Origin of the sequence: Flavobacterium sp. UBA2787, from assembly GCA_002352205.1 — a bacterium.
GTDB lineage: Bacteria > Bacteroidota > Bacteroidia > Flavobacteriales > Flavobacteriaceae > Flavobacterium.
The window spans coordinates 59,741-84,941 of record DEHZ01000013.1 but is presented as its reverse complement, the minus strand read 5'-3'; the positions used below and the strand labels follow the sequence as shown (position 1 = coordinate 84,941).

Below are 25,201 nucleotides of genomic sequence, written 5' to 3'. Positions count from 1 at the left end.
TAAAAGTATTTTAATAAAAAAATTATCTATGATAATAGAAACTAAAAGAAATATTTTAAAATTTTACTTTGCCACATATTTTGGCTTTTTATTCTTTTCCCTACTAGGGACATTTATGATCAAAACATTTTTTGATGAAATTGAAGAAAAAGGATTTGAGTACAAATTACTATTTATGTTAATTTTTGGAATAGCAGTTATAATACTATCTTTTTACACAATTTTTAAATACCATAAAAATGCTCCATTTGTAAAAGTATTTGATAAAAAAATCCAAATAAATAAAAAAACAATAAACTTTCAAGATATTAAATACATTGATTTGACTGGTAAAATGCCATTCAAATATATTTTGACTTTTCCAATGGAAGGTTGTTATATATTATTAAAAAACGAAGAAGAAATTTTCTTGTATGATGATATGTATACTAATTTATGGAAAATTAAAGACTATCTAAACAGTGTCTATTTGAAAAAAGAAATTTATAAATTAGAAAAACCACAAGAAATTAAAAAAAATATTGAACGTTTTGAATCTTTCAATTTTTATAGTGGCAATCAAATTTTTAGTTTTAGAGGTTTAATGCTTTGGGGATTTTTGATTCCTTTATCATATGGTTTGCTTTTTGTAAAACAAGATGAAAACTTCAACGGATATATGTTATTTGGATTATTTGCAGTATTTTGGTTTTATTTTAGTTCATGGTTAATGCATTATTATGGGGTTTCAAAAAAATTCTTGATAATTAAAAACACAAACTTGCCATGGAAAGAAAAAATATATTTTCTAGACAACATCAAAGAAGTAGTATTTGAATGTGAAGGTAAAATGCCAAACTGTTTAAGGGTAATTACTCACGACTTTAAATCAAATCTTTATCCTGGTGCCACACTATCTGATAAAAAATGGATAACATTAAAAAAAGAATTAAGAAGCTACGGTGTTATAGTTAGGGATGAATGTATAAATTTTGACTAAAATCAACTTCTAAATTTAACTTTGAAATTATTTATTATCACTGATTTTCTTCTTAGCACTTCCCCGCGTTAAGGATTGAAGTGGAAAGCCCACAGAGAGGAGGCACGACGAACGAGGACTTGTAACGAAAAGCCTGACCCGTAGCTTGCGGAGGGGAACGCCCAAATTAAAATTAGTTTCGGTTTATTGTATAAAAAAAGCCACCTCGCGGTGGCTTTTGTGTGCATTGAAATGTGGAATTAGTTTTTCACAATTTTGATTGTTTTTACAGCTCCTTCAACGGTTACTTTTATGAAGTAATTTCCGGCTGGAAGTGATGTCATATCAATTTGTGTTGTGTTTGCATTCACATTTTTTGTCATAAGCGTTTGACCTAACATATTGATTACGGAAACATTTGTGATGTCATTACTGTATGAAACGGTTACGAAATCGCTTGTTGGGTTTGGATATGCTTTTAACGAAACTAGGTTGAAATCGCCTGTGCTTAGCGTTACTTCTACTGTAATTGCAAGAGCTTCGCTAGTACATTCGCCCACGGTTTGCGTTACAAAATACGTTGTATTATCTTCTGCAACTGTGGTTGATGGGATTTCGTTTTGTAGATTATCGTCTGAATACCACGTTAAGTTTTCTCCGTTTACTACAAGATCAGCAAGGGTTTGACCTTCTGAAAGTGTTTGAAATGCATTTCCGGTTGGAGCTGCTACTGTGTTAACTGTAACTTCAACTATTTCTTCTGTAAAACATCCGGTTGTTGTATTGGTTGCTCTAACGGTATAAGTTGTAGTTTGAGTTGGTGTAACATCGATTGAACTTGTTGTCAAGTTACCCGGTGTCCATAACCATTCTATGGCAGAAGCATCTCCTGTAACATCAAAAACAACGTTTAATCTTTGTAATGAAGTGGATGGTGTTACAGATGCAGCAGATACTAAATCTTGCAATGTTGTTACTGCAGAATCTGTAGATGTTATTGCCGAAATTGTCATTGGTTGTGCTGTAGCGGTGTAATAGGTAATTGCGTTATTTGTTGAATCAGCTCCATCTTGTCTAACATCGATAATTATGTTTGAAACTCCGTCCCAAACATAAGGTGTATCAAACGTGATGGTGTTTAAGCCAATCGCATGTTCATACGTTGCAGGACCATAAACAGTTGTAAAACCTGAAGTTGCAAAAGATGACACAGTTGTTTCGGTTGTGGTTCCAATTCTTATTGAAAAGTTTGTAACATTTGTTCCTGAACCAATTGTTGTAATTTCATAGGTTATTGCATTAATTGATCCGGCTGAAAACCCAGCTGCTTGAAGCTCTGCTGCAGTGTAAATGGTTTGATTCCAATACTGATCCCAACGATTACAGAATGCTGTTGGTTGAGTTGTTGCAGAAGTTAATGTTGTATCTGTTCCCAAAACAACCGTTTCTAATAAAGTTGCGGATAATGTTGATGATTCTCCTGCACAAATACTGGTATCATCACTAACAGTAATAACCGGTTCCGGATTAACAGTTACTGTTAATTCTGTAGTTGTTTCACACAATGCTCCTGCAGATTGAGAAGCAGTTAATGTATAGATTGTTGTTTCAGAAGGATTAAATACCCATCCGTTTTGACCGTCGCCAGTTACGTTTGCTGATGGAGACCAAACATATGTATCATAGTCTTCATCTCCTATTTCGATGATTAAAGCTTCAGAAGTTTCTCCCGGACAAATTGCTAAATTGTCTGAACTTAATGAAAAATCAGGAGCGGTTGTAACTGTTGCAATAACTTCTGTTCTTTCAGAAGCACAACCTGTAGAATATTTTACATCATAAAAATAGTAATACGTTCCGGTAGTAGTTCCGCCCCATTCTGAAGAGGTAACACTAACAACACCATCGGATCCTACATAAGGAAAAGATAAAGTGGTTGAATCCCTTATTAAGTTTACACCAGAGAATGCTTTAACTAAAATTCTATACCCTGTTCCAGCAGGTACTGTAAAGTTAAGCGGAACTACATTAGGAGTTGTTGTACCTCCGGCAGTAATATTAATATTTCCTGTTGAATATAATTCTACTAAATTTGAATCAGTTACTTTAATGTTCAATGTACCTGCTGCAGTTGAATAAACTGAAACTGACTGTAAGTCAACATCATCTGTTGCATTGAAAACAATTCCCCAATTTGCAATAGAAGTTCCTGTAGCCGATGCCGGTGGAGCCGGTTTTCCAGCAGATTCTGTTGAACCTGTTGCACTTTCTACCCAAAAAGAAGTAGTTTCAGTAATAGTTGGTGTTGTAAATGTTCCACCGGTTGCTAATAATTCGCCTCCTATTTCTGCATTATACCATTTAATTGTGCCTGCACTTGCCGTTGCAGACAAATCTACTGTTCCTTGACCACAAACTGATCCGGGAGTAGTTTCTGTGATTACCGGTGGATTACATTCTGTTTTAAAACTAACAGAATCGGATGTCCAATCGCTAAAGGTATCAGAACCACAGTTCGATCTAACCCAAACAAAATAAGTTGTACTAGACTCTAACTCATCAATTTCAGCATTTAAGATTCCGGCACCAACTTCTCCGGAAGGAGTTGTTCCAGCTAAAGGAGCTGTGTTTTCTGTTGAGTAATAGTATTGGTAACCTTCACTTGGTTCTGTGATGGAAGCTGCCCAATTTATAGTTGCAGTAAATGGCGAATTTGCTTCTGCTGTAACATTAGACGGTGGTAAACAACTTGGTGTTTCAATTACGGTTAGTTTATAATCTTCTGCTTCAGTTCTTGTATTTGTGCTCGCACATGCATCTGGAGCGATTGCATTAAAATCAATTCTAACTCGCATTCTGTAATCGCCTAATTGCGTTCCTGCAGGAATTTCAAAGCTACCTGATTGATTTCCACCAAAAGCTGTTGTTACAAAAACTCGTTCTGTTGCGTTATCAAAAACTAAATCATTGTTCCAATCTACCCAAATACTAGTTCCTACTGTTCCACCAACAATTGCTGTAGAAAAGTTAACTATTCCGGTTTCATATTGACTAACAGTTGCTGTGTCATAATTATCTTGATAACCTCCGGTTGTATATCCAGAACCTAGATTAGAGATATTTGTTGATCCTCCTGTTGTTGAAAAATTATTAATATAGGATAAAGCAGATGTTGATGAAGGAACACAATATCCTGTTAAGAAAGATACTGAAATCCAACTACTGAATTCACCACCACAATTTGATCTCAAATAAAAAGTATAGTTTGTATTTTCTGTCAATGTTTGAAAATCAGTAGTTAAAACTCCATCAGCTAAGTTTCCGTTTGACACAAGTCCGGTTGCTCCACTTTCCGGTGCTCCGCTTGTTCTTAATTCATATTCAAATCCAATTGATCCAGAAACTGGTTCATTCCATTCTAAATTTACTGAATTAAATGTTAAAGAGTTTGTAGAAAGATTTAAAGGCACTGTACAAGTTGGTACTAGAGCTGAAAGTGATATATTATCTACTGCAGCAGGTGGATTTGCACCTCCTGAACCATCATTTTTCCAAACAAAAACTAAACGTTTAGTTGAACCGGCAACATAAGCAATTTGTGCAGCACTAAAAGTATAATTTACATTTGTTGTTTCAGTTGGCACAGATGTACCATTGCGTTGTAATAAAAAATAACCTGTTGTTCCATTTGTATAACCTGGCCATCCTGTTGTGGTAGTATTGGTTGTTGTTGGCCCAACATTAGAAGGAACAATTGAAGTATCCATGACATATACTAGTAAATTATCCCAATTACCATCATTTCCATTGGCTCTCCAATCAAAATTTAATGTGATTGATTCAGACCCTGCCGGAAAAGCAACATCTCTGTAGAATGAAGCACGACTGATGGCGTTATTTGTATAAGCCCATGAAGTCCCTGTGTCATTTGAGACATAAGCTCCTGCAGAACCAGTAAACCATCCTGGGGCTGACCCAACAGTCCATGTGTTTGTAACATCTCCAACTGGAGTCCATCCGTTGGCTTCAAAAGTTGAGCCATTTTCAAATCCTCCTTCTGCAGAAGGATTAATCAAAACAGTTTGACCAATTGCATTTTGTCCAAATAAAAAGGCAAATAGGCATAGAAGATAAAAAATGTTGTTCATCGTTACTGTTTTAACAGCTCGAAAACAACTTGAAATTGTAATAATTTTCATTAATAAATAATTTGGTTAATAATCATAAAAATATATGTTTTAGAAATATATCGAAGCTTATAAAAAATGTTTAACCTTTATAGTTTACTATATTTCGCACAAAAGTTAAATTCTCTCTATTATTAATTCTGAAAAGATTAATTGTCTGACAATTTTATAATTTTTTATAATTTGAAAAAATAAACTTTCATTTTTTTTTGAAAGTTTAAAAACTTTTATATATCTTTGTCTCATGGAATTCAAAGAAGCAAAAAATAAATTCGTTCAAACCTGGGGAGCTTTAGGTTCGCAATGGGGAATTAACAAAACCATGGCACAGATTCATGCGTTGTTGATGGTTTCGCACGAACCGATTTCGATGGAAGACATTATGGATGAATTGCAAATTTCTCGCGGAAATGCTTCGATGAATTTGAGAGCTTTGATGGATTGGGGAATTGTGTACAAAGAATACAAAGCCGGCGAACGCAAAGAGTTTTTTACTGCCGAAAAAGATTTAGACGAGTTAGCCGTCAAAATTTCGAGAGAACGCAGCAAACGTGAAATCAAACCCGCTTTGAAAGTATTGAAAGAAGTTTCGGCAATTGAATCAGATGGAACAGCGGCCGAAAAACATTTTGTTGATCAAACTTCTAAATTGTATGATTTTGTGTTGAAAGCCGACAATGTTTTGGATAAAATCACTGAATACAAAGACAATTGGTTGGCAAAATTGGTCGTGAAAATAATGAAGTAAATTTTTTTAATAATAACTTTCATTTTTTTCTGAAAGTTTAAAACAATAGATAAGATGAGAAAATTAAAGATTTTGAATACCGTTGCAATTGGAATTCCACTATTTATAGCCTTTTTAGGAATATTTGATGATGGAATGTTGGTGTTTGCTTTAATCTCAACAATGGCGACCGGATTTATTCAAGTGATTGTTGGGATAATACTTTGGTTTAAAGAATTGAAAAATAGTTTCATCATTAGTTATTTAGTTGGTGTGATACTATTTTTCGTAGGAATTTCAATAACTAATTCTGACGGATTTTGGATAATGCCACCTATTTTGTGCATTTATTTATCATTACTTGTTTACACTCAAAAAAATTAAATTATGACTAATACTATCCCAAACTGGCTAATTATTCTAAGCGGAATAGGTCAAATTTTAACCGCTCTAATTTATCCTTACATCCGTCATCAAGTTTTTGATTGGTATAATGATGTAAAACAGCTCAAACCTTTGAATCAGGAAATCGCCAAAACGTATGGAAGGTATATTCAGGGTTTAAACTTTTCATTTGGGTTGATTGCTATTTTATTTACAAACGAATTAAAAGAACAATCTGCTTTAGCAGTAGCTTTAACCGTATTAATTGCAGCTTATTGGGTGGGAAAAGTAGCTACTCAAATTGCCTATTATCCGATGTATGAAATCCCTAAAAGAACACTTTTTAAAGTTGGAAGTTATGGTATGAATTCCTTATTTGTTCTTTTTGCGATTGTGAATTCTGCTTTGTTTATTCATAATTTAATTGGTCATTATAAATTGTAAAACCATGAACCTCAACATCCTCTCCTACTTTATTTACCTTACCATAACAGCAATTATCATTTTTGTTGTGGGACAAATTTTGTACAGAAACGGCAATGTGTTTGTCTCACAATTGGTTCCCAATCACGAAGATTTATGCAAAAAAGTAAATAAAAATTTATTGTTGGGCTATTATTTACTGAATCTCGGTTATTGTGCGATTACGATTTTGAGTTGGGAGAAAATCGAAACAGTAAATCAATTAGTTGGAATCATCGCTTACAAAACATCAATTATCCTTTTTATCATCGGAATTCTACATTACATCAACATTTTTATGATTACAAATTACATTAAAAAATTAATCAATTAATCTTTATATTATGGAAACTACAAAAACAATTCTCGCCTACGCAATTTATCTTCCGGTTGCAATCGCATTAACCATTTATGTTTCAAAAACGTTGTTCAAAAACAGCTTGGTCTATATGACCGATATTTTTAAAGGTCGCGAAGAAATTGCCAAAGCCACCAACAAACTATTTGAAACCGGATTTTATTTACTCAACATCGGATTTGCTTTAAAAATTATGGAAATGAGTTTATACAACAACTCCTATCAAGTTATGATTGAAGAATTGAGCAGTAAAATTGGTGGTTTTTCTATTTATTTAGGAATTATGCTTTTCATCAATTTGTATTTATTTTTTAGAGGAAAAAGAAAAGCGAGTCAGCCACAAGTAGAAGAACGAATCGTGTTTAGAGGATAATCTACAACACCTGACAGGTTTTTGAAACCTGTCAGGTCTAAAAAAGATCAAATAAATGACAACAATAATTGTTACCACCAAGATAAGAGCACCCATCGAAATTGTATTTGATATAGCCAGAAACATCGATATTCATCAACTTTCTGCGGCAAAATCAAATGAAAAAGCGATTGATGGAAAAACTTCAGGTTTGATTGAATTAAACGAAACCGTTACTTGGAGCGGAAGACATTTAGGGTTACAACTTTTGCATAAAAGCCGAATTACACATTTTACATTTCCTTCTTATTTTGTGGACGAAATGGAAGTAGGGCATTTTAAATCATTTAAACACGAACATTTCTTTCAATTTGAAAATGACTATACAGTGATGATTGATCGATTAGACTATGAAACACCTTATGGAGTTTTAGATTTATTCTTTGATAAAATTGTTTTGAAAAAGTATTTGACAAATTTCATCAAAACAAGAAATAAAATTTTAAAGAATTTAGCTGAAAATCAGCAATAAAACTAACCACAAAATCGGGACACTTTCCACCCAAAATGAAGCGTAATACTTATCTCTTTTAAAAGTAGTAAATCCAATAAAAAGTGCAGTTATAATGGCAGCTGCAAAATTTAAAATTTCAATCTTATCATTAAAAAATTCCAACAAAACAAACGGAAATAAAAGAACAATTCCGAACAGTTTAGTTTTAAAAATTCCGAATCTTTGCGGAAGGGTTTTCATCAAATCATCATCGGTTTGACTGTCTAAAATTTCAAACGGAATCATCAAACTAAAGATGATAAAAAATCGTTGAAGCAAAATAATTTTTTCATCATCAGAAAATGCATTTTGCTGAATAATCGGTGCATAAACCGTAATTGCTGTCACACAAAAACCGACCAAAAACAATTTCCAAAAACCAAATTTTCGCAAAATTGGATAAAGTGCAACCAACAATCCTATTTTGATGAAATAAATTTGAAGAGAATTAGTCAATTGTAAAAAATAAAAAAGCGTGGCAATTACTGAAAGAAAAGTCAATCCAACTAAATAGCGATTTCTATTTAAATCGAAATTTCCTTTTTGAAAAGCTTCAAAATATTTTAAAAAATTATAACCTACAATTGTTCCGAAAAAGATGGTCAATTCTAAAGTTGTATCGCTTGAAAGTTGAAGTGAAATTTCAGTTATTCGAACCAATGCAAAAACCGCAAACGCAATATGTAACGAAGATTGAATGTAAAAATCGAGTATGTTTTTGAGAAATTTCAAATTAAAAAGGACAATTTTTCTGCAAGAAACAGCTTTTTACTGAAAAATGCTATCAAAAAAAGGAGCTTGAATAAACAAACTCCTTTTGAACTTCTATTTCTAAAAATCTATTTTTTAATAATTTTGAAATTTTGAATTTTCCCTTCGGTTTCTAATTGTAATAAGTAAGTTCCATTTGGTAATTCAGGCATCACTAATTCAGATGCATCTAAAACTCCATTTCGTATTAATTTTCCATCTAAAGAGTACAAAGTATAATTTACTCTTCCAAAAGAATGAATTACATTTATACTACTCTCAAACGGGTTTGGATAGAGTACAAAACCTGATTTTAAAGTATCATCGATTGATAAAGGCTCAATCACTTCAATCGACAACACAAAACTCGTGCTTCCGCCTGAATTTGTTGCGGTTACGGTGTAATTTGTTGCTGAAGAAAGTTCAGTCGGAGTTCCAGAAATAATTCCGGTTGATTCATCAAAACTTAATCCGTTTGGTAAAGCTGGTTCGATGAAATAATTTAAAACTGCTCCACCTGAAATGGTTGGAACTAAATTTGAAATCGTTTCATTTATCGTATAAACATTTGGTGTGGAATAAATTAATGAAGAAGGTGCGACATCAATCACTTCAATCGACAACGCAAAACTCGTGCTTCCGCCTGAATTTGTTGCTGTAATTGTATAATCTGTTACTGAAGAAAGTTCAGTTGGTGTTCCTGAAATTATTCCGGTTGATTCATCAAAACTTAATCCGTTTGGTAAACTTGGTTCGATGGAATAATTTAAAACTGCTCCGCCTGAAATCGTTGGAACTAAATTTGAAATCGCTTCATTAATTGTATAAACATTTGGTGTAGAATAGGTTAATGAAGATGGTGCGACATCAATCACTTCAATCGACAACACAAAACTCGTGCTTCCGCCTGAATTTGTTGCGGTTACGATGTAATTTGTTGCTGAAGAAAGTTCAGTCGGAGTTCCAGAAATAATTCCAGTTGATACATCAAAACTTAATCCGTTTGGTAAAGTTGGTTCGATGGAATAGTCTAAAACTGCTCCACCTGAAATGGTTGGAACTAAATTTGAAATCGTTTCATTAATCGTATAAACATTTGGTGTGGAATAGGATAATGAAGATGGTGCGACATCAATCACTTCAATCGACAACACAAAACTCGTGCTTCCGCCTGAATTTGTTGCGGTTACTGTATAATCAGTCACTGCTGAAAGTTCGGTCGGTGTTCCGGAAATAATTCCAGTTGTTTCATCAAAACTTAATCCGTTTGGTAACGTTGGTTCGATGGAATAATTTAAAACTGCTCCACCTGAAATGGTTGGAACTAAATTTGAAATCATTTCATCAACCGTGAAAATATTTGGAGTTGAATACGTCAAACTTGTTGGAGCCACATCAATCACTTCAATCGACAGTACAAAAATCGTGCTTCCGCCAGAATTTGTCGCGGTTACTGTGTAATCTGTTGCTGAAGAAAGTTCAGTTGGTGTTCCGGAAATAATTCCGGTTGATATATCAAAACTTAATCCATTTGGCAAAGTTGGTTCGATGGAATAATTTAAAACTGCTCCACCTGAAATTGTTGGAACTAAATTTGAAAACATTTCATCAACTGTAAAAACATTTGGTGTAGAATAGGATAATGAAGATGGAGTAACATCAATCACTTCAATCGATAAAACAAAACTCGTACTTCCGCCAGAATTTGTTGCGGTTACTGTATAATCAGTCACTGCTGAAAGTTCGGTCGGAGTTCCAGAAATAATTCCAGTTGATACATCAAAACTTAATCCGTTTGGTAAAGTTGGTTCGATGGAATAACTATCCGCCACAGCTGTAACGGTAGGAATTAAAGGTGATATTTCGGTGCCAATTGTAAACACATTTGGTGTTGGGTATTGCAACGGTAATTGAACTCCTTTCACAGAAAAATTATTAAAAGTAACTCGGTCACCATTGTCAACCGTCATATTTTGACCGGTAAATCGCAATCTGACTTTAAAATTTGGATTATTTATTGAACCTGAAATAGAAGAAAAATCAACTTCAAACAATTCAAAATCGGATGAAAGTGGCAAAGAAGTTTCGGTTAAACCGGATGTTATCCAAACCGGATCGCCTTCAGAAATTGAATAATCTACAACAATAGCATCGGCGGCATTTTCATCTTTGGCAGCAAATCCGAAAACAATATCTTTATATCCTTCTGTTGAAAAATTAAAAACCATTGCATTTTCTAAACCTTCAAATTGAAAAGGTTGCTTGATTTGTAACCCACGCATATTTGAAGCTCCAAAAGCTAAATTATTATTGGCTTCCGGAATATAATTTATCGCTGTCGGACTATTTCTTCGTTCCATCGATGCTTTTCTCCAATTGGGATGAGCATTGGTAAACGGATAACCTTCCAAACACGATTGAAAATCTAAAACACCTTCAGTTAAAACTTCAAATGTTGAGTTAATCGACACAATTGGAGCATCATTTGGCAATGCTGAATTCATCATCCAAAAATAAATTGGCTCACTTTCCTCAATCGAAAATCCTTCAGGAATAAATACGGCAGTTACTGAAAAACTGTCGGCTGAATCATTTATAATTTCCTCTTCTGTACTGGTTGAAGCTCCTTCCCAATGACTAAAAACATATCCCGTTTTAGCAATTGCTTTTAATTTTACGGGAATATTAGAATAATAAATTCCTGTCCAAGGATATGGATTAGCAGCAATTCCGGGAATTGTTGGCACAATTTCAATCGTATTCACCTTAACAAAACCATGCTCATCATTGGAAACATCAACAGTAACATCAATATCATTTGCGATTTCAAATTTATCGCGAATGTGGCCACGTTGAATTTCTGGTCTTTCGTTTGAAAAAAGAATTAATTTATTCAAGAAATAATTCCAACTGTAATCACTTGATGGTGCTTTCCATCGAACATATTGTCGTGGCATTTCCGGTGCGATAACCGTTTTCATTTCTTCAATTCTGGTGAGAATTCTATCAGTATGAAAATAGGTGTTCATTACATCGGCAAAACGAGTGATAAACTCATATTTAAACTCATCATTTTCTAATAGTTTTCTGAGTAACAACGTTGACCAATCTGGATTTGGCCAGCTTGTACCTCCTGTAGCTGTTGCATTTTCTAGCGAGTTGATGGAGATACTTCCACCACTTAATCCGAAAGTTGAATCCATATCGTGAATTGCCCAACGCCATCTTCCATCTAAACCATAAGGTGCAGTTGGTTCATACTCTGTTGTTTTTTTTCGCCAATACACAATGTTATTCCCAGGCCAATCTACATTTTGAAAGAAAATATTGGATATAAAATAATCTTGAAAATTATCGGTGTCCATTTGTGTTTGGATGTAATCATAATTTTCTTCGTTTGCTAATGAATTGTTTTGAACATAATTAATCATTTGAAGATAATGTACGTTATCACCTTCTTCTTCTATGGCATTATTTTCTAAAACATCAATTTCGTCTTCATCAATATTATACACTCGTTTAAAAAACTTGTCATCATATTTTTCACGGAAACTTAAAATACCATAAAACTCTCCGTTTATAAATGTAATAGTCGGTTGATAAGCTTCTGTTTGAACTCGTAAACCTTTAATTAATTCGTGATTTAACGGGTCTCTAAAGTTAGTATGATAAAAATCGCCACTTGAATTTTTTAACGAAAGTCGAGTATAACTTTCATCCGTTCTGTCAGAAAAAAAGGCATAGTCCATATCGTTATCCCCATATTCTGATCTGGCATAAAAATTAAACGATTTACTAGGATAAACTCTGGAATAATTCCCGCGAATTCGAATACCAATATTTTGATTTATCACTTCATTACCTTCAACAAAGTAGCTGAAATTTGCCACTCTTTCTGCGGTAATGCCTTTGCGGGCAAAATTCCCAATTTCCCAATCGGGTACTTGATTTGGGTTATTGGTTCGCCAAGTATCAAAATCAGTTCCCGCTACATATATTCCGTCATTATAATCAAATAATTGGTCTTCATCAATACTCAACGAAACAACAGGCAACGAAAATTGATTGTTACCTTGAGGCGTAATAAAATAATTTCTGGTTACAACATCACTGGCCATTGCTCCGGGCTTAATCACCTTTGCACGTACAACGGTGCTTTTAAAAATCGGCACATCCGGAAGATAAGGAGCCACAAAATCATACGTGGAAGAAATCATTGAAATCTTATTTGGTAAAGGAGAACGATCAATGATACTGATAGGTTCTGCATAAGTTAATGTTTCAAACGAATTATTCAAAAAAGGTCCAAACTCCTGCCCAGGTAATCGTGGGTACTGATTTTTATAGCTGTAAGTTGTACCTGTCAAATTATTTTCATCCGGTTCAGAACCATCAACTGTATATAATATAGTAACGTCTTCATCTTCGGACGAAATAGTTAAATCGAATCCGGTTGTAAAAAAACCTGAATTTTGAGAAAATTGAGGAGGATTTAGCGTTTCTGTATAGCCAGTTCCTATGTTTTCCGCTTCCGGAGTTGGTGTTTGAAAAAACACAAAATTTCCTGTTCCATTTGGCAAACGACCATAAGAAACATTGGCTAACATAGGAGTTGGAGGAGCAAAATCAACTACTAATCCTTCCGGATTGGTTAATAAGATTGTTTCTCCGCTAGCACTTATTGCAAAATTGGTATGCAAAGGTTGCCCGGGAATGATTCTATTTTTATTAGAGCACCAAATTAGTAAATAGCTTCCCGGATTTATGGTTACTGCAGGAAAAACCCATTTATATAAATTAGTAGAATTATCTGTCAAACCATATCCTTCTAAATTGATAGGATTTGATGTGCCATTAAACAATTCAACCCAGTCTTGATAACTATCATCTTCATCAGTGTTTACCGATGAATTACTGGCTAAAACCTCATTTACAACTAAACTTTGAGCAGCAATTGGCTGATAAAAAGCAATAAGAATTGAGGCAACAAAAAGTCGCATAATTTTTTTCATGTGCATAAAATTATTGGGTGGAAATATCTTCAAATTTAACTTTTATTTAATGTTTACAATTGTTTTATCGACCATTAACCCAATTAATCGATAAAAAGAAAAAGGAGAGATAAACTCCCTCCTTTCAATTAATTATGTAAATAAAAGTTTATTTTTTTACAATCTTTTTGGTTTCCGATTTTCCATCAGAACTTAATTGTAACAAATAAATTCCGCTTTGTAAATCGCTAATGTTGATTTGTTGATTTTCTAAATTTCCGGCTTTAATTATTTTTCCATCGATGGTAAATAAATTAAATGTAACATCGCTGTAAGAATGATTGATATTCAAAACTTCAGACGCAGGGTTTGGATAAACTTTGAAAATTAAACTTGTATTTTCAGGAATACTCAAAGGCATTTCAACACCTTTGACACTGAAGTTATTAAAGGTTACTCTATCACCATTATCGGCTGTTAAATTATCTCCTGAAAAACGAACTCTTACTTTAAAGTTGGCGTTATTGTTCGCTGTAGCGATAGCCGAAAAATCGGTTTCAAATAATTGATAAGTTGCTGTTAATGGCATGTTTGAATTGGCTAATCCGGCATTTGTAAAAGTCGAACCATCAATTGAATAATCCATCACAATTCCGTCGGCAGCATTTTCATCTTTGGCAGCAAAACCAAACACAATATCTTCATAACCTAAAGTTGAAAAACTGAAAATCATAGCATTTTCAAAACCTTCATTTTGGAAAGGTTGTTTGATTTGCAAACCTCTCATATTAGAAGTAGCAAAAGGCAAATTATTATTAGCTTCCGGCATATAATTAATGTCAGTCGGACTGTTTCTTCTTTCCATCGATGCTTTTCTCCAGTTTGGATGTGTATTATCAAATGGATAACCTACCAAACAAGATTGATAGTTTAAAACGCCTTCTGTTCCTACTTCAAAAGATGAATTTAAAGCAGTTAGTGGTGTATCGTTTGTTACACTTCCATCCATCATCCAAAAATAAATAGGTTCCTCGGTTGCAGGAACTTCAGCAGGAATAAAATTCGCAGTTACTGAAAAATTTCCTATTGGAGTATATGTAATTTCAGCATCTGTGCTATCCACATCACCACTCCAATGACTAAACGCAAAACCTTCTAACGGAATGGCTGTTAACGTTACAGGAATGTTGTGGAAATAAATTCCTGTCCAAGGATATGGATTGGCAGAAACACCAGGAGTATCAGAAGTAATATCAATTGTATTGATTTTTACATATCCGTTTGTATCATCATTCACATTTAATGTTGCATTAATATCGTTTGAAATTCCAAACTTCGCACGAATGTGTTCTCTTTGGTAATCCGGTCTTTCCATAGCAAATGTTTCTACTACATTCTGACTTTCTAACCACCAAGCAAAACTGTATGGGGCAGCCCAACGATTATATTGTTCCGCAATTTCAGGTTCAATTACCGCTGCAAATTGATTGGATAAATCAACCACTCTTTCCGGTAAAAAGAACGTGTTCATCATATCTGCAAAACGATTAATGAAACTTAATTCAAACGCTTCGTTTTCTAATAATCTACGCAAAATTAATGTTGACCATTCCGGATTTGGCCAAATTGGACCTCCTAACGCAGTTGCAAACTCTAAAGTGTTGTGGTCGTTTATATCCAACATCAGACTAAAACCTGCATCAGTATCTTTGATGGCTGTTCTCCATCTACCATCGTTTCCATAAGGAGCATCAGGCTCAAAAGCGGCTGTTTTCTTTCTCCAAAACAACGTATTCCAACCTGGCCAATCGGTGTTTTGAATAAAGATATTAGTAATAAAATAATCTCTAAAATTATCAACATCCATTTGGGTATTGATATAAGATAAATTAGCATCATCAACTAAAGAATTATTTTGAAAATACGAATACATAGCTTGAAAATGAGCATCGCTACCCTCATCAATTACATAACCATCGGCTAAAATTTCAATATCAGCTTCAACAATTCCATATTTTCTCTCAAAATAATGTCTGTCTAATCGCTCTCTGATATTCAACATTCCCCAATATTCTCCGTTAAGGAAAACTACAGAAGGTTGATATGCCTGATTATCCAAACCTGTTTTTTCAATTAATTCGTGTGTAAAAGCATCCTTATAATAGGTGTTAAAAAAATCATTACCTGAATTTCTTAAAACCAATCTTTTATAACTGGTATAATTTTCATTTGCAAAAATTGGGTAATTAAAAGTACTTGCTCCTAATTCTGATCGTGCATATAATCGTAATGATTTATGTTGAAAAGCTCTAGTTCCTCCACCATTAATTCGTATACCAACACGTTGATTTAATACTTCATTTCCATTTACAAAATAATTAAAATGACCAATTTGCTCGGTTGTTTCGCCTGAACGATCATAATTTGCATCTGCATTAAACAAAGCCGGTGTATCAGGATTTTCTATACGCCAATTGTCAAAATCGGCTCCGGCAACATAAATTCCATTATTGTATTCAAAAAATTTATTTTCATCAACACTTAATGAAATAACCGGAATTTCAAAACGGCTTGATCCCTCTGGAGAGACAAAATACGATTCTGTAACAATTCCGCTAGTCAATGCTCCGGCTTTGTATGCTCTTGCACGAACAACAGTTCCTTTAAAGATGTTAAAATCAGGAATATAATAAGAAGGATCAGCATCATAGGTAGATGAAATAGTTGAAATATCATTCGGTTCGCTTGTTCTATCCACAATGGTTAGCGGAGCAGAATATTGCATCGATTGAAAACTTTTCGTCAAAAATGTTTCCGATGGCAATTGCCCCACTTCATAAGGATATTCATTTTTATATTGATAAGTGGTTCCTGCCAAATTATCAATGTTGGGATCAGAACCATCTGTGGTATAAACAATCGTTACTTCAGGATCAGGATGACTAATTGTTAATCCAAAACTTGATGTATAAAAACCTCCATTTACAGAAAAACTTGGCGGATCTAAAACATCTGTATAACCGGTTGATGTATTGTTGGTTTCACCGGGAGTTGGCACAGGAAAATATACAAAAATAGCAGAACCATCTGTTTGCCTTCCGTAAGTAAAATTTTGTGGTACCAAAACAGCCGGATAACTATCTTCAACATCTCCGTTTGGTTTTGTTAGCGTAATTACCTCCCCACCCGAACTAATTTTAAAATTAGTATGTAATGGAAAATTAATATCAGTTCTATTTTTATCTGAACACCAAACAAGTAAATGTTCGCCCGGTTCAATCCAATAAGCGGGAAAAACCCATTGATATGGATTTGTAGATAAATCTGTTAACCCGTAGCCTTCTAAATTAATGGCTTCTGTTCCGGTGTTGTATAATTCCACCCAATCTTCATAACTACCGTCATCATCAGTTATTACTGTTGAGTTTGATGTAATAATTTCGTTAATCACAACATTTTGAGCACCTAACTGAAGAAAAGTTAAAAGTAAAAATGTTAGAAAAGTAATTTTTTTCATAATTTGAGATCATTAAATTTTATCGAAATTAAACAAGAAATTAACATTATGGCAACATACTCGTTGTAATACATTCAATTCTCGTTAAACTACCAAAATTCAATTTTTAGCAAACCCAAATCTTCCAAATCATAAAAATTTGTTGATAAACTGCTTTTTTGGTTGAAAAATTCTAAAAATATTAGCCGTTGTTTAACTAATAATTAGAAGACTAATAATTACTTTTGTGTGCTTAAAACTGAACCCGTTTCAGTTTCATTAACAACACACTTTTTTACCTCAAGAAAATACATGAAAACAGATGCATTTGCTTTAAGACATTTAGGTCCAAGAGAACACGATTTACCAAAAATGCTAGACACCATTGGTGTTGAAACATTAGATCAATTAATATTTGAAACCATTCCGTCTGATATTCGATTGAAAAAACCACTCGAATTAGAACACATCATGACCGAATATGAATATGCCAATCACATTCGAGTGTTAGGTCGCACCAACAAAGTTTTTAAATCCTACATCGGTTTGGGTTATCATCCAACCATTGTACCGCCTGCGATTCAACGAAATATTTTTGAAAATCCGGGTTGGTACACCGCTTATACTCCTTACCAAGCAGAAATTGCTCAAGGTAGATTAGAAGCAATTTTAAACTTCCAAACCACGGTTATTGAATTAACCGGAATGGAGATTGCAAACGCTTCTTTGTTAGATGAAAGCACCGCTGCCGCAGAAGCAATGGCACTTTTATTTGATGTTCGTTCGCGTGACCAAAAGAAAAACAACGTTTGTAAATTCTTTGTTTCCGAAGAAATTTTACCACAAACGTTATCGGTTCTTCAAACACGTTCCACACCAATTGGAGTAGAATTAGTAGTTGGAAATCACCAAGAATTTGATTTTTCAAATGAATATTTCGGAGCCATTCTTCAATATCCCGGAAAATATGGTCAAGTTTATGATTATGCCGATTTTATCAAAAAAGCAAATGACAACGAAATAAAAGTGGCCGTAGCTGCTGATATTTTATCGTTAGTAAAATTAACTCCTCCCGGCGAAATGGGTGCTGCCGTTGTCGTAGGAACCACACAACGTTTCGGAATCCCAATGGGCTATGGCGGACCTCACGCTGCCTATTTTGCCACTAAAGAAGAATACAAACGCTCGATGCCCGGAAGAATTATCGGTGTTTCACAAGATGCCGATGGAAATCGTGCTCTTCGCATGGCACTTCAAACGCGTGAGCAACACATCAAACGTGAAAAAGCAACATCAAATATTTGTACAGCTCAGGTTTTATTGTCGGTGATGGCGGGAATGTTTGCCGTTTATCACGGACCAAAAGGATTAAAATACATTGCTGATAAAGTGCACGGAATGGCTTCTACGCTTTCCGATGCATTAAATAAATTAGGCGTTTATCAAACGAATACCGCGTTTTTTGATACAATTGTCGTGAAAGCTGATGCGAAAAAAGTAAGAGCAATTGCAGAAAAAAATGAAGTGAATTTCTTTTATATTGATGATGAAACCATTTCCATTTCGTTGAATGAAACAATTTTGTTTAGCGATTTAAATCAAGTAATTGCCATTTTTGCTGAAGCAGTCGGAAAAGAAGCTTTTGAAGTTTCTGATTATCTTACAGAAAATAATTATCCGTCGCATTTAAACAGAAAATCGGAGTTTCTAACGCACGAAGTTTTCAACAAATATCATTCGGAAACAAGTTTGATGCGTTACATCAAAAAATTAGAACGCAAAGATTTATCGTTAAATCATTCGATGATTGCGTTGGGTTCATGCACAATGAAATTGAATGCTGCTGCAGAAATGTTGCCGTTAAGCATGCCGTATTGGAACACCATTCACCCATTTGCTCCACTGGATCAAGTGGAAGGTTATACTAAAATGCTTAAAAAATTAGAGCATCAATTAAACGTAATTACCGGTTTTGCCGGAACTACATTACAACCAAATTCCGGTGCTCAAGGCGAATATGCCGGTTTGATGACCATTCGTGCGTATCATCAATCAAGAGGTGATCATCAACGAACAGTTTGCTTGATTCCTGCTTCGGCACACGGAACTAATCCTGCTTCGGCAGCCATGGCCGGTATGAAAATCATCGTGACCAAAACGATGGAAAACGGTAATATTGATGTAGAAGATGTGCGTGAAAAAGCCATTCAATACAAAGATGAATTATCGTGTTTGATGGTAACTTACCCATCTACTCATGGCGTTTTTGAAAGTGCCATTAGAGAAATCACTCAAATTATTCACGACAATGGCGGTTTGGTGTACATGGACGGTGCAAATATGAACGCACAAGTTGGTTTGACCAATCCGGCGACAATTGGTGCTGATGTGTGTCACTTAAACTTACACAAAACCTTCGCTATCCCGCATGGTGGTGGCGGACCGGGAGTTGGACCAATTTGCGTAAACGAAAAATTAGTTCCGTTTTTACCAAGTAATCCGTTGGTGGATGTAGGTGGTTCACAAGCTATCACAGCCATTTCGGGAGCACCGTATGGTTCGGCATTGGTTTGCTTAATTTCCTATGGATACATTTGTATGTTAGGTTCAGAAGGCATTACGAACGCAACAAAATACGCGATTTTGAATGCCAATTATATGAAAGCTCGTTTGGAAGAGCACTATCCTATTTTATATTCAGGCGAAAAAGGAAGAGCCGCTCACGAAATGATTTTAGATTGCCGAGCTTTTAAAGCAAAAGGCATTGAAGTAACAGATATCGCCAAGCGTTTGATGGATTATGGTTTCCACGCTCCAACCGTTTCTTTCCCTGTGGCGGGTACGTTGATGGTGGAGCCAACCGAGTCGGAAGATGTGGCAGAATTAGATCGTTTTTGTGATGCGATGATTTCCATTCGCAAAGAAATTGAAGAAGCCAGTGCAGAGGATTCAAACAATGTATTGAAGAACGCTCCGCACACGTTGGCAATGCTTACGACAGACAATTGGGTTTTACCTTATACAAGAGAAAAAGCCGCCTATCCGTTGGAGTATGTAGCCGAAAATAAATTCTGGCCAAGCGTTCGTCGTGTAGATGAAACATATGGCGATAGAAACTTGATTTGTAGCTGTGCTCCGATTGAGGCTTATATGTAAATAAATTTGTTTCAAGTTTCAGGTTTCAGGTTTTCGCAACTTGAAACTTGAAACCTGAAACTAAAAAACCTTATGAACGACATCCAAACCCAACAAGACCTTTATCATTTAGTTGACGAATTTTACAAAAAGCTTTTGGCAGATCCAGCTATCAGTTATATTTTTACCGATGTTGTCAAAATAAAAATAGAGGAACATCTTCCTATTTTAGTTACGTTTTGGTCACAGGGAATTTTAGGAACCGGCGGTTACTCTAAAAACCTGACTCAAATACATTTAGACATCAACGAAAAAGAGTACCTGTCGCCGGAATTATTTAAAATTTGGCTCACTCATTTTAATCATTCCGTTGACGAAAATTTTAAAGGAGAAAAATCAGAGCAAATTAAAACTCAAGCCTTGAGTATTGCTACGGTTATGCAGATAAAAATATCGCAAAAAAAAGGCTAAAAATTAAGAGTTGCATAATTTTTCAACCATAATCTTACTCTTTTCATAATAATCATCACAATATTAATGGTTTCTTACTTTTTTACGTTTATAATTGATAATTTCGCTCTCTATATTGCAATAAATTATGAATATCAAAATAACCGGATCAGGAAGTTATATCCCAACTCAAACGGTAACAAATTTAGACTTTGCACAACATCACTTTCTCAATAGCGACGGTACTCCATTTGCTCAATCAAACGAGGTGGTAGCCGAAAAATTTCTTGAAATTACAGGAATTCGCGAACGGAAATATGTGACAGACGATTTAACCACTTCAGAAATTGCATTTATAGCCGCTCAAAAAGCTATTGCCGATGCTAAAATTGACCCTGAAACCCTTGACTATATTATTTTTGCCCACAACTTTGGCGATGTAAAAAAAGGAGCTATTCAAGCCGATTTGCTACCAAGTTTGGCCTCACGCGTAAAACACAGTTTGCGAATTAAAAACCCAAAATGTGTGGCCTACGATGTGCTTTTTGGTTGTCCGGGTTGGATAGAAGGAATTATTCAAGCACAAGCATTCATGAAAGCCGGAATGGCTAAAAAATGCCTTGTGATTGGTGCCGAAACTCTTTCCCGTGTGGTCGACAGACACGATCGCGATAGCATGATTTATTCCGATGGTGCAGGAGCAACAATCTTGGAAGCTACCAATGAAGAAGGCGGAATTTTAGCTCATGCCACTGCTACATTTACCTATGACGAGGCTTATTACCTCTTTTTTGGCGAATCGTTTAACAAAACACACGATCCAAACATTCGCTACATCAAAATGCACGGCCGAAAAATATATGAATTTGCATTAAGTCAAGTGCCTAAAGCCATGAAAGAATGCTTAGATGAAAGCGGAATTTCAATTCATGATGTAAAGAAAATCCTCATTCACCAAGCCAACGAAAAAATGGACGAAGCTATTATCGAACGCTTTTACAAACTCTATGGCTTGCCAACCCCGGAAAATATTATGCCCATGAGCATACATCATTTGGGCAATTCCAGTGTGGCAACGATACCAACTTTATATGATTTACTATTGAAAGGTCAACTCGAAAACCAAGAAATAAACAAAGGCGACATCGTCATTTTTGCCTCGGTAGGTTCGGGTATGAACATCAATGCATTTGTTTACAAAATGTAATTTTTCAGGAGCTAATCCTGCTTTACGTTACAAGCTTGTTTGCAAAAACTGTTTTTTCTAAGCCGCACCAAGAGCTCCCAAGGTCGCTTTGGTTCAGCAAGAAAAAATCAGGTTTTGTGGCACAAGGCTTTCCACTTCAATCAGGGCTATATCGTGCAAACATCAAATTATTTAGTACATTTGTGTCACGAAAAACAAACCATGTACGAAAAAACATTTCCCAACAAACGATTCAAAATTACCCTTGAATTTCTGGAAAAACACCTTTCAAAATCAGAAACCATTCTTGACTTAGGGGTTACAAATCCATTTTCCAAAATCATGATTCAAAATGGTTTTTCCGTTAAAAACACTACTGGCGAAGATTTAGACAACGACCAATCTGCTTTGCAAAACGAGAGTTATTCGGTAGTTACTGCTTTTGAAATTTTCGAACATTTACTCAATCCATACACCGTTTTACAAAATGTAAAATGCGATAAGCTTTTCATCTCCATTCCGCTTCGCCTTTGGTTTTCATCGGCCTACCGCAGCAAGACAGATAAATGGGATCGCCATTACCACGAATTTGAAGACTGGCAACTCGATTGGTTGTTAGAAAAAAACGGATTTAAAATTATAGATAGTGTAAAATTTACGCATCCCACTAACAAAATTGGTTTCCGACCTATATTAAGATATTTTACGAATCGATATTATTTGGTTTACGCAGAAAAAAAGTGATTAGTAATTAGTGAATAGTAATTAGCCAAATGAACTACTACATCATCATACCCACCTACAATGAAGAAAAATTTATTTCACTCACTTTACAGTCGATCGTGGAACAAACGGTTTTGCCTTCTAAAATTGTGGTGGTTAATGATGGTTCTACGGATAAAACGAAAGAAATTATACAATCATTTGTAGAAAAATATTCATTTATTTCTTTAATAAATAAATCTTCAGAAGCTATTCATCTTCCTGGAAGTAAAGTGATACAAGCGTTCAACAAAGGATTAGAAACAGTTGATGACAACTATGATTTTATTGTAAAAGCAGATGCCGATTTGATTTTTCCTTCTAATTACTTTGAAACAATTATCAATCATTTTCAATCGGATTCATCAATTGGAATGGTCGGCGGATTTGCTTACATCGAAAAAAATGGTGAATGGATTTTAGAAAATCTAACTGACAAAGACCACATTCGTGGGGCATTCAAATCCTACCGAAAAGCCTGTTTTGAACAAATTGGCGGATTAAAACCAGCTATGGGTTGGGACACAGTAGATGAATTGCTTTGTAAATTTTACAATTGGGAAGTCGTTACTGATAAATCATTACAAGTCAAACACCTCAAGCCCACGGGAGCCAATTATAACCAAGCCGCACGCTTCAAACAAGGCGAAGCGTTTTATAGTTTAGGGTATGGATTTTGGATCACTGCAATTGCTTCGTTAAAATTGGCACTACTCAAGAAAAAACCTTTCTTATTTTTCGATTATCTTCAAGGTTTTTGGAAAGCCAAATCGGCAAAAAAACCACTTTTGGTCACTTCTGAACAAGCGAAATTCATTCGGAAATATCGTTGGGAGAAAATGAAAGGGAAGATTTTTTAAAGACAACTCTTTCATTTACAAAACTGTTTTTATAAAACGGAAATTCTAAATCCCAAAACCGAAACTTTTTCCTATTTTTGCTTCATGCTAAAAATGCTTACACATATAGGAAAATATTTCCTGATGCTTAAAGAAGTCTTTAACAAACCCCTGAAATGGAGTGCGATGAAGACGTTAATCTTTAAAGAAATCGATGATTTAATTATTGGTTCTTTAGGGATTGTTGCGTTTATTTCCTTCTTTGTGGGAGGTGTTGTTTCAATTCAAACGGCATTAAACCTCACGAATCCGTTGATTCCAAAATACCTCATTGGTTTTGCCACAAGACAATCGGTAATTCTGGAATTTGCACCAACTTTTATTTCCATCATCATGGCCGGAAAAGTGGGTTCGTTTATCACTTCAAGCATAGGAACCATGCGTGTTACCGAGCAAATTGATGCCTTGGAAGTAATGGGTGTTAACTCATTGAATTATTTGGTTTTTCCAAAAATAATCGCCCTTCTACTCTACCCTTTTGTAATTGGAATTAGTATGTTTTTAGGCGTTTTTGGTGGTTGGATGGCCGGCGTTTATGGTGGTTTTACTTCTAGTGACGAATTTATTATGGGATTACAAACAGAATTCATTCCTTTTCACATTGCGTATGCATTTATCAAAACCATGATTTTTGCCATTATTTTGGCGACCATTCCATCTTATCACGGTTATTATATGAAAGGTGGAGCATTAGAAGTTGGTAAAGCGAGTACTGTATCCTTTGTGTGGTCTTCGGTGGCGATTATTTTGGCCAATTATATTTTAACCCAATTACTTTTAAGCAAATGATAGAAATTAAAGACATAGAAAAGTCATTTGGCGAACATAAAGTTTTAAAAGGGATTTCCTCAGTTTTTGAAACCGGAAAAACCAATTTAATTATTGGTCAAAGTGGTTCAGGAAAAACAGTTTTACTCAAAACATTGTTAGGAATTCATTCACCAGATTCGGGAACAATTTCGTTTGACGGAAGAATATATTCGGAATTATCTGCTGATGAAAAAAGAGAATTGCGTACAGAAATCGGAATGGTTTTTCAAGGAAGTGCTTTGTTTGATAGCATGACCGTGGAAGAAAATGTTGGTTTTCCTTTGAAAATGTTTACCAAACAAACTCCCAAAGAAATTCAGGAACGAGTTGATTTTGTTTTAAAAAGAGTAAATTTAGTTGATGCTCACAAAAAGAAACCTTCTGAAATTTCGGGTGGTATGCAAAAAAGGGTTGCCATTGCAAGAGCAATTGTTAACAAACCTAAATATTTATTTTGTGACGAACCCAACTCAGGACTTGATCCAAAAACAGCGATTGTAATTGATAATTTGATTAAAGAAATTACGGAAGAATACGACATTACTACAGTTATAAATACCCACGACATGAATTCTGTGATGGAAATTGGTGAAAAAATCATCTTCCTCAAAGAGGGAATTCTCGCTTGGGAAGGCACAAAAAAAGACATCTTTAAAACAGACAACGAAGCCATTGTCGACTTTGTCTATTCTTCTAATCTGTTTAAAAAAATCAGAAAAGCTCAAAATAAAGGAGAATAAA

Annotated in this window: 18 protein-coding genes; 14 read left to right on the top strand and 4 right to left on the bottom strand. The window is 34.8% G+C overall.

Annotated features, from left to right (window positions below; genetic code table 11):
- The first annotated feature begins 28 nt into the window (after positions 1–28).
- Entirely contained in the window at positions 29–979 is a 951-nt protein-coding gene (locus B4N66_RS11760; RefSeq protein WP_291095010.1) for a hypothetical protein, read from the top strand.
- Between the two features lie 239 nt (positions 980–1,218).
- Here B4N66_RS11760 and B4N66_RS11755 read toward each other — a convergent pair whose 3' ends face one another.
- A complete protein-coding gene (locus B4N66_RS11755) occupies positions 1,219–5,106 on the bottom strand; it encodes a GEVED domain-containing protein (RefSeq protein WP_291095008.1) in 3,888 nt (1,295 codons plus the stop codon).
- Between the two features lie 283 nt (positions 5,107–5,389).
- Here B4N66_RS11755 and B4N66_RS11750 point away from each other — a divergent pair, with 283 nt between their 5' ends.
- Genes B4N66_RS11750 through B4N66_RS11725 form a run of 6 tightly spaced genes read left to right on the top strand, consistent with a single transcriptional unit; the run spans position 5,390 to position 7,960 of the window.
- Entirely contained in the window at positions 5,390–5,893 is a 504-nt protein-coding gene (locus tag B4N66_RS11750) for a GbsR/MarR family transcriptional regulator (protein WP_291095006.1), read from the top strand.
- A gap of 54 nt (positions 5,894–5,947) precedes the next feature.
- Positions 5,948–6,256 carry a hypothetical protein gene (locus tag B4N66_RS11745; protein ID WP_291095004.1) on the top strand — a complete coding sequence of 103 codons (309 nt, stop codon included), beginning with the start codon at positions 5,948–5,950 and terminating at the stop codon, positions 6,254–6,256.
- Between the two features lie 3 nt (positions 6,257–6,259).
- Positions 6,260–6,700, top strand: coding sequence for a hypothetical protein (locus B4N66_RS11740; RefSeq protein WP_291095002.1), 441 nt, complete (start codon positions 6,260–6,262; stop codon positions 6,698–6,700).
- A gap of 4 nt (positions 6,701–6,704) precedes the next feature.
- Positions 6,705–7,052, top strand: coding sequence for a hypothetical protein (locus tag B4N66_RS11735; RefSeq protein WP_291095000.1), 348 nt, complete (start codon positions 6,705–6,707; stop codon positions 7,050–7,052).
- A gap of 10 nt (positions 7,053–7,062) precedes the next feature.
- Positions 7,063–7,449, top strand: coding sequence for a hypothetical protein (locus B4N66_RS11730; RefSeq protein ID WP_291094998.1), 387 nt, complete (start codon positions 7,063–7,065; stop codon positions 7,447–7,449).
- A 55-nt stretch (positions 7,450–7,504) separates the two neighbouring features.
- A complete protein-coding gene (locus B4N66_RS11725) occupies positions 7,505–7,960 on the top strand; it encodes an SRPBCC family protein (RefSeq protein ID WP_291094996.1) in 456 nt (151 codons plus the stop codon).
- Here the strand turns inward: B4N66_RS11725 and B4N66_RS11720 are convergent.
- From B4N66_RS11720 to B4N66_RS11710, 3 genes are all read right to left on the bottom strand, one after another.
- Positions 7,940–8,713 (bottom strand): hypothetical protein, encoded by a 774-nt coding sequence (locus B4N66_RS11720; protein ID WP_291094995.1) that lies wholly within the window; start codon positions 8,711–8,713, stop codon positions 7,940–7,942. The genes B4N66_RS11725 and B4N66_RS11720 overlap by 21 nt on opposite strands.
- Positions 8,714–8,820: 107 nt before the next feature.
- Positions 8,821–13,743 (bottom strand): putative Ig domain-containing protein, encoded by a 4,923-nt coding sequence (locus B4N66_RS11715; RefSeq protein ID WP_291094994.1) that lies wholly within the window; start codon positions 13,741–13,743, stop codon positions 8,821–8,823.
- 148 nt (positions 13,744–13,891) lie between these two features.
- On the bottom strand, positions 13,892–17,239 hold the full coding sequence (locus tag B4N66_RS11710) for a CotH kinase family protein (RefSeq protein WP_291094992.1): 3,348 nt from the start codon (positions 17,237–17,239) through the stop codon (positions 13,892–13,894).
- Between the two features lie 291 nt (positions 17,240–17,530).
- On the opposite strand from B4N66_RS11710, the gene gcvP reads away from it, so the two are divergent.
- The 7 genes from gcvP to B4N66_RS11675 all read left to right on the top strand — a co-directional run bounded on the left by gcvP (position 17,531) and on the right by B4N66_RS11675 (position 25,200).
- Complete coding sequence (gene gcvP, locus B4N66_RS11705; protein WP_291094990.1) at positions 17,531–20,374, top strand: aminomethyl-transferring glycine dehydrogenase; 2,844 nt, start codon at positions 17,531–17,533, stop codon at positions 20,372–20,374.
- A gap of 72 nt (positions 20,375–20,446) precedes the next feature.
- Positions 20,447–20,824 (top strand): group III truncated hemoglobin, encoded by a 378-nt coding sequence (locus tag B4N66_RS11700; protein WP_291094989.1) that lies wholly within the window; start codon positions 20,447–20,449, stop codon positions 20,822–20,824.
- A 127-nt stretch (positions 20,825–20,951) separates the two neighbouring features.
- Complete coding sequence (locus B4N66_RS11695; protein WP_291094987.1) at positions 20,952–22,010, top strand: 3-oxoacyl-ACP synthase III family protein; 1,059 nt, start codon at positions 20,952–20,954, stop codon at positions 22,008–22,010.
- A 201-nt stretch (positions 22,011–22,211) separates the two neighbouring features.
- Complete coding sequence (locus B4N66_RS11690; RefSeq protein ID WP_291094985.1) at positions 22,212–22,733, top strand: methyltransferase; 522 nt, start codon at positions 22,212–22,214, stop codon at positions 22,731–22,733.
- A gap of 29 nt (positions 22,734–22,762) precedes the next feature.
- Positions 22,763–23,611 (top strand): glycosyltransferase family 2 protein, encoded by an 849-nt coding sequence (locus tag B4N66_RS11685; RefSeq protein WP_291094983.1) that lies wholly within the window; start codon positions 22,763–22,765, stop codon positions 23,609–23,611.
- A gap of 84 nt (positions 23,612–23,695) precedes the next feature.
- Complete coding sequence (locus B4N66_RS11680; protein WP_291094982.1) at positions 23,696–24,439, top strand: MlaE family ABC transporter permease; 744 nt, start codon at positions 23,696–23,698, stop codon at positions 24,437–24,439.
- Entirely contained in the window at positions 24,436–25,200 is a 765-nt protein-coding gene (locus tag B4N66_RS11675) for an ABC transporter ATP-binding protein (protein WP_291094981.1), read from the top strand. The genes B4N66_RS11680 and B4N66_RS11675 overlap by 4 nt, the downstream gene beginning before the upstream one ends.
- The last annotated feature ends 1 nt before the right edge of the window (position 25,201 follow it).

Bases quoted from the DNA above. Each gene is read 5' to 3' on its own strand.
- B4N66_RS11760 (WP_291095010.1), top strand. From the start codon at position 29: ATGATAATAGAAACTAAAAGAAATATTTTAAAATTTTACTTTGCCACA.
- B4N66_RS11755 (WP_291095008.1), bottom strand. From the start codon at position 5,106: ATGAACAACATTTTTTATCTTCTATGCCTATTTGCCTTTTTATTTGGA.
- B4N66_RS11750 (WP_291095006.1), top strand. From the start codon at position 5,390: ATGGAATTCAAAGAAGCAAAAAATAAATTCGTTCAAACCTGGGGAGCT.
- B4N66_RS11745 (WP_291095004.1), top strand. From the start codon at position 5,948: ATGAGAAAATTAAAGATTTTGAATACCGTTGCAATTGGAATTCCACTA.
- B4N66_RS11740 (WP_291095002.1), top strand. From the start codon at position 6,260: ATGACTAATACTATCCCAAACTGGCTAATTATTCTAAGCGGAATAGGT.
- B4N66_RS11735 (WP_291095000.1), top strand. From the start codon at position 6,705: ATGAACCTCAACATCCTCTCCTACTTTATTTACCTTACCATAACAGCA.
- B4N66_RS11730 (WP_291094998.1), top strand. From the start codon at position 7,063: ATGGAAACTACAAAAACAATTCTCGCCTACGCAATTTATCTTCCGGTT.
- B4N66_RS11725 (WP_291094996.1), top strand. From the start codon at position 7,505: ATGACAACAATAATTGTTACCACCAAGATAAGAGCACCCATCGAAATT.
- B4N66_RS11715 (WP_291094994.1), bottom strand. From the start codon at position 13,743: ATGAAAAAAATTATGCGACTTTTTGTTGCCTCAATTCTTATTGCTTTT.
- B4N66_RS11710 (WP_291094992.1), bottom strand. From the start codon at position 17,239: ATGAAAAAAATTACTTTTCTAACATTTTTACTTTTAACTTTTCTTCAG.
- gcvP (WP_291094990.1), top strand. From the start codon at position 17,531: ATGAAAACAGATGCATTTGCTTTAAGACATTTAGGTCCAAGAGAACAC.
- B4N66_RS11700 (WP_291094989.1), top strand. From the start codon at position 20,447: ATGAACGACATCCAAACCCAACAAGACCTTTATCATTTAGTTGACGAA.
- B4N66_RS11695 (WP_291094987.1), top strand. From the start codon at position 20,952: ATGAATATCAAAATAACCGGATCAGGAAGTTATATCCCAACTCAAACG.
- B4N66_RS11690 (WP_291094985.1), top strand. From the start codon at position 22,212: ATGTACGAAAAAACATTTCCCAACAAACGATTCAAAATTACCCTTGAA.
- B4N66_RS11685 (WP_291094983.1), top strand. From the start codon at position 22,763: ATGAACTACTACATCATCATACCCACCTACAATGAAGAAAAATTTATT.
- B4N66_RS11680 (WP_291094982.1), top strand. From the start codon at position 23,696: ATGCTAAAAATGCTTACACATATAGGAAAATATTTCCTGATGCTTAAA.
- B4N66_RS11675 (WP_291094981.1), top strand. From the start codon at position 24,436: ATGATAGAAATTAAAGACATAGAAAAGTCATTTGGCGAACATAAAGTT.